The organism is Mycobacterium kansasii ATCC 12478, assembly GCF_000157895.3.
Classification (GTDB): domain Bacteria; phylum Actinomycetota; class Actinomycetes; order Mycobacteriales; family Mycobacteriaceae; genus Mycobacterium; species Mycobacterium kansasii.
In genome coordinates, this window is record NC_022663.1 from 3,282,409 (window position 1) to 3,294,077 (window position 11,669).

Here is an 11,669-nt window from a genome sequence, read left to right on the forward strand (position 1 = left end):
CCCCGCCGGCCTGAGCGCCGGCACACAAAAGGAGACGCGGATGGCAGATCGAATCCATGTGGTGCCGGCGCACTTACGTGAGGCCGCCGCCCATCATCAGCAGACTTCGGAGTATTTGCGCACCGTGCCGTCGTCGCATGCCGCGATCCTGGAGAGCCTGGAGTCGCTCGGGCCGATCTTCGCCGAGCTTCGGGGCGCCGGCCGTGAACTCCTCGAGTTGCGGCGCCAGTGTTACGAGCAGCAAGCCGATGACCATGCCGATATCGCACAGAGCCTGAGGACGTCGGCCGCCATGTGGGAACGCCATGACCAAGACGCGGCACGGGACATCAGCAGAGTCTTCGACCCCGATCGATGACAGGTCGATGACGGACGCCAATCCTGCTTTCGACACCGTGCACCCCAGCGGGCACATCCTGGTCCGCTCCTGTCGTGGTGGCTACATGCATAGCGTCACGCTGAGTGAGGGCGCCATGGAGACCGATGCCGAGACTTTGGCCGAGGGAATCCTGCGGACCGCAGACGTCTCCTGCCTCAAGGCCTTGCTGGAAGTACGCGATGAGATCATCGCGGCCGGGCATACGCCGTCCGCCAGCGTTCCGACCGACCAAGATCTCGACGCGGCGATTGAGAAACTACTGGCGCACCAACTGCGCCGTCGCCGGCGCTGATCCTCTACAGCATCCAGGTCTTGGCGGTCTCGGGACCCGGGACGATATCGGTGGGCGGTTCGATGGGATTGGCGCCGAACAATTCTCGTGCGTGGGACAGTAAGGTCCGCACCTCGTCGAGTTGCTGCTGCAGCGCAGAATCAGCCATGGCTTTACGCTACCGAGGCCATGAAGCCGGCACAATTCAGGCGTCTGTGGAGGCGCGCAGGGTCCCGGTACGCTTGGCCGGTGGCCATCTTCGGCAGGCGGTCGGCCCGCCAGCGCCTACGGAGAGCGACGGAGGAATCCCTCACGATTCCGGCATTCAGCTCTCCCCCCGATTGCACCCCGTGGGTGATCGGCGGGCTCTGGCCTGCCGAGCTGTCGCCGAACAACGCCGAAACCGCCGCGCTGGCAGCGTATCTGAAAGCCGACCTAGACCGGATCGTCAGTTCTGCCAATGACGAGTTGAGGACGCTCAGGTCAGCGGTGATGCTTGATTCCGCCCGCCGCGCGGCCGAAGCGGCGGTGATCGACGAGGCTCGCGCGTGGGCGGTGCGACGAGTCGAATCGACACTGCGGCAACTCCGCGGGCAGCCGGCGCCGCCGGTCGTCCCGCGTCCGTCGGCAACCGCTGGTTCGGGCGGGACGGATCTAGAGCGGACCCGGGTGCTCCCCGCCATCAAGGACGAACACCCGGGTGCCGCCGACGACCTGGCGAGCACCCGAGTGCTTCCCGTCGTTGAGGACGCCATAGGGGAAGAGCAACCGGGCGCCCACGAGAAGGAACACGTCCAGCTGGCCGCGCCTCCTGAAGCGGAGATCGCTGTGGCCGAATCGGTGGCGCCGGCGCGGGGCGTGGCCGCGCCCGAATCCGACGACGAACGGCTGCAGCGGCTCCTGACCTTCGTGGCTCGTCAGGAACCGCGGCTGAACTGGGCGGTCGGGCAGCGCGCGGACGGGCTGACGGTACTGGTCACCGACCTGGCCCACGGTTGGGTACCTCCGGGGCTCATGCTCCCCGAAGGTGTGCAGTTGCTGGAGCCGCAGCGCCGTAGCGGCGGCATCGCCAAGCTAATCGGTACTACGGCGCGTCTGGCGACCTATCGCCCCGGCGACTTCCTGGGCTGGACAAGTGACTTCACTCCGACCACGCCCTCGCCGAAGCCGCGCGAGTTACCGACATCGGACAACCTGGCATCGGAGCTGAGCGGGGTTACCCGCTGGCGCGACGGACTGCCCCGGATCGTGCACCTGCTGGCCCAGGCCGCGGCCGCTGGAGGCGGCGTCGGCGAAGACGAAATCGACCTGCTGCGAGTGCATCTCGATACCGCCCGGCATGCGGTCGTAGCCCAGTATCCGAATGTCGACCCCGCGCTGTTGCTCAACTGTATGTTGTTGGCGGCCACCGAAAGCGGGGTCACCGGAGACCCGGTATCAGCCAACTATCACTTCGCCTGGTTCCGCGAACTCAACCAATAGCCGGTCAAGTTGGCGGACGGTTGAATTGACGCTGGTTGGAGCCGTCGACATACTGTTTTGGTGCCGGGGTCTGGTGATCGCGCGGAACTGAGCGACAAAGACCTCGTCGAATCGGTTCTTCGTGAGCTAAGCGAGGCGGCCGACAAGTGGGAAGCGCTTGTCGCACAGGCGGAAACCGTCACCTACAGCGTGGATCTGGGAGATATTCACGCGATTGCCAATTCGGATGGGCGGTTGCTCAAGTTGAGATTGCATCCTGGCGTCATGACCGGCTATTCCCACGGAGAACTGGCTGACAGGCTAAACGCCGCAATCGCGGCGCTGCGTGAGGAAGCAGAGGCCGAAAACCAGGCACGGTACGGCGGCTCGCTCCACTGACGTCAGCGGGGCTGATGGGCCGCGGCTCTCTTCGCGCGCTGGCGCGCGCTCATCGCCCGCTGCCGGGCTGATGGGCCGCGGCTCTCTTCGCGCGCTGGCGCGCGCTCATCGCCCGCTGCCGGGTTGATGGGCCGCGGCTCTCTTCGCGCGCTGGCGCGCGCTCATCGCCCGCTGCCGGGTTGATGGGCCGCGGCTCTCTTCGCGCGCTGGCGCGCGCTCATCGCCCGCTGCCGGGTTGATGGGCCGCGGCTCTCTTCGCGCGCTGGCGCGCGCTCATCGCCCGCTGCCGGGGGGCCGGCGAAGGCTTGAGCGATCGTCAACCACCGCTGCGCGTCCTCCCCTTCCGCGGCGATGTCGAGGGTGGCCAGCGCCCGCCGCTGGGTGACCAGGAAACAGAAATCTTCGGCGGATCCGGTGACGCGCTGGGCGGCATCGGCCGGCCCCCAAGACCAGGTGTCTCCGTCAGGGCCGCGCAACTCGACCCGGAAAGGCTCGGCCGGGGGGGTCAGATTGTTGACGAAGAACGCGTAGTCGCGGGTGCGGACACCGAGATGCGCGATCGAGCGCAGCCGGTTGGTCGCGGGCCGACTGATACCGAGGGCGTCGGCGACGTCGAGTCCGTGCGCCCAGGTCTCCATCAATCGCGCGGTAGCCATTGACGCCGCGCTCATCGGCGGCCCGAACCACGGTAGTTTGCGGCCATCGGCAACCGTCAGCAGCGCATCGTGCAAGCGGCCCCTGGTCATCCGCCAGTCGTCGAGCAGCTCGCCCGGCGGCCGGGCCGCGAGCTCTTCGGCGCCGGCGTCTACGAAGCCGGCAGGATCAGCCGCCGCCTGGGTCAGGACGTCGGCAAACCCGGCCTCGTCGGTGACCGCGGTCAGCGCCACCCGATCAGTCCACAACAGGTGGCCGATCTGGTGTGCGATGGTCCAGCCCGGCGCCGGTGTTGGCTCGGCCCATCGCTGCGGCGGAAGAGGCGCCACCAGCGCGTCGAGGTCGTCGCTCTCGGCCCGCAAGTCAGCGACGATCGGACCCGGACCCGCCATCATTACCTCCCTTAGTCGCCGTTGACCGGCTGGCCCCGTCGGCCAACGATGCTGTGAACCACCAGCCCGGTCAAATAGATCACCGAACCGAACAACACGAACGCGGGCGCGTGCCCGTCAGCTGGAATCAACGCCGCGGCAACGGTAACCGAGGCGATGAAGGAGACCCAGAACAACGCATCCTGCACGGCGAACACGTGCCCGCGTAACGCATCATCGACGTCTATCTGCATCGCGGAGTCGGCGCACAGCTTGACCACCTGGCCGGCCACCCCCAGGAGGAATCCGCATGCCACCATGATCGGGATTACCAGGCCGGCGCCGGCGATTTCGATCGTGGAGGCCGCGATCAGGGCCCCGTTGGCCGTCGCGTAGCGCCCCCACCGCCGGATCAAGACCGGGGTCAACACGTTGGCCAGGAATGCCCCGAGACCCGTGGCGGCGAAGAACATCAGGGCGGTGCCGAACCCGACGACGTCCGCATCTTTCATGTGATGGACCAGCAGCAAGATCAACAGCGAGTTGATGCCGACCACCATCCGGTGTGCTGCCAAGCCGGACAGCGCAGCGGCAACCGTCGGTTGTTGCACAACGGTACGCACACCGTGTAGCCAGCCGGTGATCACTGCGTAGACGACCGACCCGTGGATCGCGCGCTTGGTGTCGTCCGGACCGAGTACCCGCGGGGCGAACCGCAGCGACAGCAGCAACGCAATCAGCACCGGGACAATGGCGGTGAAAACGACCACGGCGGCGCCGTGATCGCCGCCGCCGGCCAGCCAGCGGGGCAACAGCATGAAGTTCGCGCCCAGGAAGGCCGCGACCGCACCTGACGCGGTGGCGACCGAATTCATCGTGACCACCTGCTCGCGTGGCACCACATGGGGCAACGATGCGGATAAGCCCGATGCCACGAACCGGGCCAAACCATTGGCCAGTAACGCCCCAATCAGCAGCAGCAGATCGCCGCCGCGAAACGCCAGGATCGCGCCGATCCCGGCGATGAAGGCTAGCCGGCCGATGCTGGCGCCGACGAGTACCAGTCGCCGGTCCCAACGATCCATCAATGCCCCGGCGAACGGACCGAGCAGCGAATACGGCAGAAACAACACCGCGAAAGCTCGTGCGATCGCCATCGGGTCGGTGGCCCGGTCCGGATTGAACAGCAGTGCTCCCGCGAGTCCCGCCTGGAAGAGGCCGTCACCGAATTGACTCGCTATGCGAAGCTGCAGCAGTCGCCCGAAGTCGGGCAGCGCACGTATTGACCGCCACAGGGCGACCGGTGCGCTGGCTTGCGTCTGGCTGCGAATCACAAAACCCACTTCCACCATCGGGCGCAGGCAATGCTGGTTTCGCGCTGTGCCGACCCAATCACAGTACAAATATCTTTCGACCGTGCTTGTTTGGCCCGGCGATGCTGTGGTGAGTGCGATGATGGTGTGGTGGCGCCGCAGGAAGATCCCGAGGACTACATGGCACCCGCCGCACAACGTGTGCGAGCGGGTACTTTGCTGTTGGCCAACACCGATCTGCTGGAGCCGACCTTTCGGCGCAGCGTGATCTACATCGTCGAGCACAACGAGGGCGGCACCTTGGGTGTGGTGCTCAACCGACCCAGCGAGACAGCGGTCTACAACGTCTTGCCGCAGTGGGCCAAACTCGCTGCCAAACCCAAGACGATGTTCATCGGGGGCCCGGTCAAGCGCGACGCTGCCCTGTGCCTGGCCGTACTGCGGGTCGGTGCGGATCCGGACGGGGTGCCGGGTCTACGCCATGTTGCGGGCCGCATGGCGATGGTGGATCTGGACGCCGACCCCGACCTACTGGCGCCGGTGGTAGAAGGTGTGCGGATCTTCGCCGGGTACTCGGGCTGGACTATCGGTCAGCTCGAAGGCGAAATCGAACGTGATGACTGGATTGTGTTGTCGGCGTTGCCGTCTGACGTCTTGGTTCCGCCCAGAGCCGACCTGTGGGGGCAGGTCTTGCGGCGGCAGCCGTTACCGCTTTCGCTGCTGGCCACCCATCCGATCGACCTCAGCCGCAACTAAGCCAAGACCAAGCACACTCGACTCCGCGGGCCCGCCAGCGGATGACATGTCAGGAAAACCGACGGCCCAATGCCGAATTCATCGGCACGACAACGTGCAGGCCGCGCAATCGCCGCCGCAATCAGCCGACTTGGGTGTGGCAGCGCCCCGGCGCAGCGCGTAGCGGGCGCTCTGCCATGAGCCGGTGGCCAGCGTGCCGAACGCGCCCGCAATACAAACGACCATCACCACCAAAGCCGTTGGCGCAGCCGCCACAAGTGCCACGACACCTCCGGCGGTCAGCATGACCGCGGCCGCCAACTGAGTAGGTGCCATTGCGCGCAGCGCCAGCTCCGTCGGATCGGCGGTGCGGGTATGGAAGAGCGACCAGACCCCGAAGACGGCGGAAGCCACCGCCGCACACACGCACAGCACACCCGCAATCAGCATGGGCTCACAATACGAGTTCGCCGGTGAATCCGCCCGACCCGATCCGCCCAACGCCGATCGGTCCGAGGCGCTGGACTCAGCGCGACGGGACGGGTGTGAGGGTGACCAGCGGCGGCAGCGTGGTTGTCACCCCGGGCAGCGACGGTGATGCGGGGTTTAGGTGAGGTGCCGACGCCTGCGGGGCTGGGGCTGCCACCGGAGCCGAATGCGTCGCCTGAGCGGGAGCCTGGGGAGCGGGCGCGATCGCCGGGGCGGGAGCCTGGGGAGCGGGCGCGATCGCCGGGGCGGGAGCTTGGGGAGCGGGCGCGATCGCCGGGGTGGGAGCTTGGGGAGCGGGCGCGGTCGCTGCTCCCCTGTGCCCGGGCGCCTGACCGGTCGCCCCGGGAGGCGTCACCCGGAATCCGTTGACGATGGCGTCCGTGGCAGGCGCATCGGCAATCGCCTGCGAGGCCGCGGTGGTCACCGACAACGACACCAGGTACTTGTCAGCCCCCGAACTGGCAAGGACATGGCGGCGCGAGGTGTTTAGCGTCATGTCGTTCTCGCGGTACGTGCCCTCAATGATCGACGACGGGAAGCCGTTGAAGTCGGCCATGGATGAGTTGGTCGTCCGCCACGCCAGTAGCTTCTGGCTGTCGACGAAGCCGTGCGCGATGGCCTCCGCCGGGTCGAAGTCGCCGACCAGTTTGTAGACCACTACCTGCGCGTTGGACGTGTAGACGCTGTTACCGCCGACCCGGTCGGCGATCACCAGGAAGGCGTCGGGCACGTTGGGGTCGGGTACCGGAGTCCATCGAGGCGGCATCGGTAGGGTGACGTCGAGCGCCTTGAACCCCTGCGACCGCTGCGGCTCGAACTTGACCCCCTTGCCCTGGAGGAACTCTCGTAAGGTCCCGGTCACGGCGGGCGTGACCGCTGGCGGCGTCGGCGCCACGGCCGCCGGGGGTAGCGCGGACACCACCGGGGCGGGTGCCGGCGCCTGTGCGGGAACCGGGGCGAATCTGTTGCTGACACCGCCGGGAACCGCGGTGAGGTTCTGGACGGGCGGCGCCGCCGGTTGCATCGGAACCGGCGCTGGAAGAGGCGGTTGGGGATACAGCGGTTCGGCCGATGCCTTCCCGCCCGCAACGAGTACGACGCCGACGAAACCGGCAGCCATGCCCCCTGCGAAGACCCGCCAGGTACGCGCGATGTGGATCATGTGCGTCGGTCCCTCCGAACTACTCGGGCGTCAATGCCCGTTATCGAGCTGAATTTAACGAATTCTTAAAGGCGCCAATAGTGCCGAAATCGAGCTGGGATGAACCTCTGACCGGTGTGCAACGCAACCGAGACCAACCCGTGGCCGGCGGCTTGGCCGCCGGCCTCGAAGGGGCGTCCTTATACCCTGTTGGGCGTGACCGAATCGCCGACCACGACGCCGGGCAGCGCCTCCGGTGGCACGTCCAGTGTCAGGGACGCGGAATCCGACGCGCCGCGGTACCGCTATACCGCAGAACTGGCGGCGGGGATAGAGCGGACCTGGCAGGACCGCTGGGCTCGCGAGGGGACGTTCAACGTGCCCAACCCGGTCGGATCATTGGCTGCCGCGGACGGTTCGCCGGTACCTGCGGACAAGCTCTTCGTCCAGGACATGTTTCCCTATCCCTCCGGCGAGGGATTGCACGTCGGTCATCCGCTGGGCTACATCGCGACCGATGTCTTCGCGCGGTACCACCGGATGAAGGGCAATAACGTACTGCACGCATTGGGGTTCGACTCCTTCGGGTTGCCCGCGGAGCAGTACGCCGTGCAAACCGGCACCCACCCGCGTACCCGGACCGAGGCCAACATCGTGAACTTCCGGCGGCAGCTGGGCCGGCTGGGTCTCGGCCACGACAGCCGTCGCAGCTTCTCGACCACCGACGTCGAGTTCTACAAGTGGACGCAATGGATCTTTCTGCAGATCTACAACGCGTGGTTCGACACCGCAGCCAACAAGGCCCGTCCGATTGCCGAGCTGTGTGCCGAATTCGATTCCGGTGCAAGAACTCTCGACGATGGGCGGGAGTGGGCCAGGTTGTCGGCGGGGGAACAGGCCGACGTCATCGACAGTTACCGACTGGTTTACCGGGCCGATTCGATGGTGAACTGGTGTCCGGGGCTGGGCACGGTGCTGGCCAACGAAGAGGTCACCGCCGACGGCCGCAGCGACCGGGGCAACTTCCCGGTGTTCCGCAAGCGGCTGCGGCAATGGATGATGCGCATCACCGCCTACGCCGACCGGTTGCTCGACGACCTCGACGTGCTGGACTGGCCGGAGCAGGTCAAGACCATGCAGCGCAACTGGATTGGTCGTTCGACGGGCGCGGCAGCGCTATTTTCGGCGACTATTGCGACGGGTCGCCGGGCCGGTTCGCGAGTTGATATCGAGGTGTTCACCACCCGGCCCGACACCTTGTTCGGCGCGACATACCTGGTGCTGGCTCCCGAGCATGACCTGGTCGACGAGTTGGTCGCCGTCGCCTGGCCCGACGACGTCGACCCGTCGTGGACCTACGGCGCCGCCACACCCGTGGACGCCGTCGCCGCCTACCGCCGTGCGATTGCGGCCAAGTCGGATCTGGAGCGTCAGGAAAGCCGCGACAAGACCGGCGTCTTCCTGGGTAGCTACGCGATCAACCCGGCCAACGGCGAACCGGTGCCGATCTTCATCGCCGACTATGTGCTGGCCGGGTACGGTACCGGGGCGATCATGGCGGTCCCGGGCCACGATCAGCGGGACTGGGACTTCGCCCGCGCGTTCGGCCTGCCGGTCGTGGAAGTCATTGCCGGCGGCGATATTTCGCAGTCCGCGCATACCGGCGACGGTGTCTTGGTGAACTCCGGCTACCTCGACGGGATGAACGTGAGCGACGCCAAACAGGCTATTACCGCGCGGCTGGAGTCCGAGGCCCGTGGCCGGGCCCGAATTGAATTCAAATTGCGGGATTGGCTTTTCGCGCGGCAACGGTATTGGGGTGAGCCCTTCCCGATCGTCTACGACAGCGACGGACGCCCGCATGCGCTCGACGACGCCGCGCTACCGGTGGAATTGCCAGAGGTGGCCGACCATTCACCGGTGCTGTTCGATCCCGACGACGCCGACAGCGAGCCGTCGCCGCCGCTGGCCAAGGCGACCGAGTGGGTCCATGTGGAGCTCGACCTCGGTGACGGCCTCAAGCGGTACAGTCGTGACACCAACGTGATGCCGCAATGGGCCGGAAGCTCATGGTATGAGCTGCGCTACACCGATCCGCATAATTCAGAGCGGTTCTGCGCCAGGGAAAATGAGGCGTACTGGATGGGCCCGCGGCCGGGCGAACACGGCCCGGAGGACCCCGGCGGCGTCGACTTGTACGTCGGTGGCGCCGAGCACGCGGTGCTGCATCTGCTGTATTCGCGGTTCTGGCACAAGGTCTTGTACGACCTGGGTCACGTGAGCTCAAGGGAGCCCTATCGCAAGCTCATCAATCAGGGCTACATTCAGGCCTTCGCCTACACCGACGCGCGCGGATCGTACGTGCCGGCAGATCAAGTGGTCGAACGCGACGGGCGCTTCTTCTACCCGGATTCCGGCGGCGAGACGGAGGTCTTCCAGGAATTCGGCAAAATCGGTAAGAGCCTGAAGAATTCGATATCACCCGACGAGATCTGCGACGCATACGGCGCGGACACGTTGCGGGTGTACGAGATGTCGATGGGCCCGCTGGAAGCGTCGCGTCCGTGGGCCACCAAGGACGTCGTCGGAGCTCACCGCTTTCTGCAACGAGTGTGGCGGCTGGTGGTCGAGGAGGACACCGGCGAGACGCGGGTGGTCGACGGGACGGAATTGGACACCGACACGCTGCGGGCACTGCACCGCACGATCGCGGGTGTGTCCGAAGACTATGCGGCACTCCGTAATAACACCGCGGCCGCCAAACTCATCGAATACACCAACCACCTCACCAAAGAGCATCGGGACGCGGTGCCGCACGCGGCGGTCGAGCCATTGGTGTTGATGCTGGCTCCGTTGGCTCCGCATCTGGCTGAGGAGCTGTGGCTGCGGCTGGGCCACGCCGTCTCGTTAGCGCACGGTCCCTTCCCCGAGGCAGATCCGGCATACCTTGTCGACGAGACCGTCGAATACCCGGTGCAGGTCAACGGCAAAGTGCGTGGCCGGATCGTGGTGGGCGCCGAGGCGGACAACCAGGCGGTCGAAGCCGCCGCGCTGGCCGACGAAAAGGTGCAGGCGTTCCTGGGCGGAGCCACGCCCCGCAAGGTGATCGTGGTTCCGGGCCGGCTGATCAACCTGGTGGTCTGAATCCCCCGACGAATGCGAATTGGCCGACGCGACACACGCCGAAAACCCGTAGCGTGGTGCACACTCGGCGGCTAGCGCTAGCAAGCGAAGCTAGCGGGGCCGGACGACCACTTCGTGGACATGACCATCGGGCGGGGTGGCTACCACGTTTGCGACCACCGCGGCGACGGTTTCGGCCCGCAGGAACCTGGTGGGATCGTAGTTGCCGCCTTCGAACTCGACCAGTTCGCGCTGCATATCGGTGTCGGTGCGGCCGGGGAAGATCGTCGTCACCCGTAGGTCCGGCTCGTCGGCGCGCAACGATTCGGCGAAGGCCCGCAAGGCGAACTTGCTGGCCGAGTAGGACGCCATACCCGGCGAAACATTGCGCCCGGCACCAGAATTGATGAATATCACCTGACCACGGGTTTGCCGTAATGCCGGCAACAGCGCCAGCGTAAGTGCGACCGCGCCAAAGACGTTCACGGCAAAGGTGGCGCGCCACTCATCGACGTGCGAATCAGCGACATGGCCGGGGATCGACAACCCGGCGTTGTGCACCAGCACGTCGAGTTCATCGACCACTTCGCAACTGGCCTCGATCGTGCTGTCATCGGCCAGCTCGATCGGAAAAGTGGTGGCGCCCAACCGTTCCGCGATGGCGTCGAGACGCTCGGAGGGCCGGCCGGCCAGCAGCAGGGTGTGTGTCGGTGCCAAGGCGGTGGCAATCGCCGAGCCGATGCCGCGGCTGGCGCCGGTGATGAGTGCAGTGGGCATGACTTCGAGCGGCTACCAATCAGCTTGGCGGTCAGTTGTTTTCACGCCTGCTTGCGGGCAGCATCGTCCGCGGTGGCAGTGGCCGGCTCCCCGCTGGCCAGGCGTTCCAGCGGCGCCAGCGCGTTCGTCAGCGTGTCGAGGTCGGAGTGGGGGAGCTGGCTGAGCATCGCGGCGAGGGCGGCATGCCGGTTGGCCAGTGACTCGGCGTGCACCGCCCGCCCCTGCGGCGTGATGTCGACCAGTACGGCCCGCAGGTCTGACGGGTCGCGGGAACGCTTCACCAGCCCGATCTTTTCCAGCCGGCGGATGGCCACCGTGGTGGTGGGGGTCCGCACCCGTTCGTGTGCGGCCAGGTCCGTCATCCTGATGGGACCCCGATCGAGCAAGGTGACCAGAATCGACAGCTGCGCCAGCGTCAACTCACCGGCAACCGCGCCGTTGGGATCCCCGCGGCGCAAGATCGAGAACAGCTTGGACAGTGCGCGGTGCAAACCCTCCGCCAATTCCGTCACCTCAGGTGCGATGGATTCGCTGTCCGCCATAAGTCGGCAGTCTA

Annotated in this window: 12 protein-coding genes and 1 pseudogene; 6 read left to right on the plus strand and 7 right to left on the minus strand. The window is 66.4% G+C overall.

Annotated features, from left to right (window positions below; translation table 11 throughout):
• The first annotated feature begins 40 nt into the window (after window positions 1–40).
• A complete protein-coding gene (locus tag MKAN_RS14335; protein ID WP_023369097.1) occupies window positions 41–358 on the plus strand; it encodes an ESX-1 secretion-associated protein in 318 nt (105 codons plus the stop codon).
• A 7-nt stretch (window positions 359–365) separates the two neighbouring features.
• The gene (locus tag MKAN_RS14340; protein WP_023369099.1) at window positions 366–671 is read left to right on the plus strand and encodes a DUF2694 family protein; all 306 of its coding nucleotides are present in this window, start codon (window positions 366–368) and stop codon (window positions 669–671) included.
• A gap of 4 nt (window positions 672–675) precedes the next feature.
• Here MKAN_RS14340 and MKAN_RS31165 read toward each other — a convergent pair whose 3' ends face one another.
• Window positions 676–819, minus strand: a complete 144-nt coding sequence (locus tag MKAN_RS31165) for a hypothetical protein (protein WP_023369101.1) — start codon at window positions 817–819, stop codon at window positions 676–678.
• Between the two features lie 80 nt (window positions 820–899).
• Between MKAN_RS31165 and MKAN_RS14345 the strand changes: the two genes are divergently transcribed.
• Both MKAN_RS14345 and MKAN_RS14350 read left to right on the plus strand, forming a co-directional pair.
• Complete coding sequence (locus tag MKAN_RS14345; RefSeq protein ID WP_036394844.1) at window positions 900–2,132, plus strand: DUF5632 domain-containing protein; 1,233 nt, start codon at window positions 900–902, stop codon at window positions 2,130–2,132.
• A gap of 57 nt (window positions 2,133–2,189) precedes the next feature.
• On the plus strand, window positions 2,190–2,510 hold the full coding sequence (locus MKAN_RS14350; RefSeq protein WP_023369105.1) for a DUF2710 family protein: 321 nt from the start codon (window positions 2,190–2,192) through the stop codon (window positions 2,508–2,510).
• A gap of 278 nt (window positions 2,511–2,788) precedes the next feature.
• Here the strand turns inward: MKAN_RS14350 and MKAN_RS14355 are convergent.
• Window positions 2,789–3,556, minus strand: a pseudogene (locus tag MKAN_RS14355) (TIGR03084 family metal-binding protein); the annotation flags it as partial.
• Between the two features lie 11 nt (window positions 3,557–3,567).
• Window positions 3,568–4,887: an MFS transporter gene (locus tag MKAN_RS14360; protein ID WP_023369110.1), complete on the minus strand. Its 1,320-nt coding sequence runs from the start codon at window positions 4,885–4,887 to the stop codon at window positions 3,568–3,570.
• A gap of 108 nt (window positions 4,888–4,995) precedes the next feature.
• Here MKAN_RS14360 and MKAN_RS14365 point away from each other — a divergent pair, with 108 nt between their 5' ends.
• Window positions 4,996–5,604, plus strand: coding sequence for a YqgE/AlgH family protein (locus tag MKAN_RS14365; protein WP_023369112.1), 609 nt, complete (start codon window positions 4,996–4,998; stop codon window positions 5,602–5,604).
• A 78-nt stretch (window positions 5,605–5,682) separates the two neighbouring features.
• On the opposite strand, the gene MKAN_RS14370 is transcribed toward MKAN_RS14365, so the two are convergent.
• Together MKAN_RS14370 and MKAN_RS14375 are read right to left on the minus strand one after the other, a co-directional pair.
• On the minus strand, window positions 5,683–6,033 hold the full coding sequence (locus tag MKAN_RS14370) for a hypothetical protein (RefSeq protein WP_023369114.1): 351 nt from the start codon (window positions 6,031–6,033) through the stop codon (window positions 5,683–5,685).
• 76 nt (window positions 6,034–6,109) lie between these two features.
• Window positions 6,110–7,234, minus strand: a complete 1,125-nt coding sequence (locus MKAN_RS14375; RefSeq protein ID WP_023369116.1) for an LpqN/LpqT family lipoprotein — start codon at window positions 7,232–7,234, stop codon at window positions 6,110–6,112.
• Window positions 7,235–7,429: 195 nt separating this feature from the next.
• Here MKAN_RS14375 and leuS point away from each other — a divergent pair, with 195 nt between their 5' ends.
• The gene (leuS, locus tag MKAN_RS14380; RefSeq protein WP_036394963.1) at window positions 7,430–10,357 is read left to right on the plus strand and encodes a leucine--tRNA ligase; all 2,928 of its coding nucleotides are present in this window, start codon (window positions 7,430–7,432) and stop codon (window positions 10,355–10,357) included.
• Between the two features lie 90 nt (window positions 10,358–10,447).
• Here the strand turns inward: leuS and MKAN_RS14385 are convergent, their stop codons facing one another.
• Entirely contained in the window at window positions 10,448–11,113 is a 666-nt protein-coding gene (locus MKAN_RS14385; protein WP_023369120.1) for an SDR family oxidoreductase, read from the minus strand.
• Window positions 11,114–11,154: 41 nt separating this feature from the next.
• Window positions 11,155–11,655, minus strand: coding sequence for a MarR family winged helix-turn-helix transcriptional regulator (locus MKAN_RS14390; RefSeq protein ID WP_023369122.1), 501 nt, complete (start codon window positions 11,653–11,655; stop codon window positions 11,155–11,157).
• Window positions 11,656–11,669: the final 14 nt, after the last annotated feature.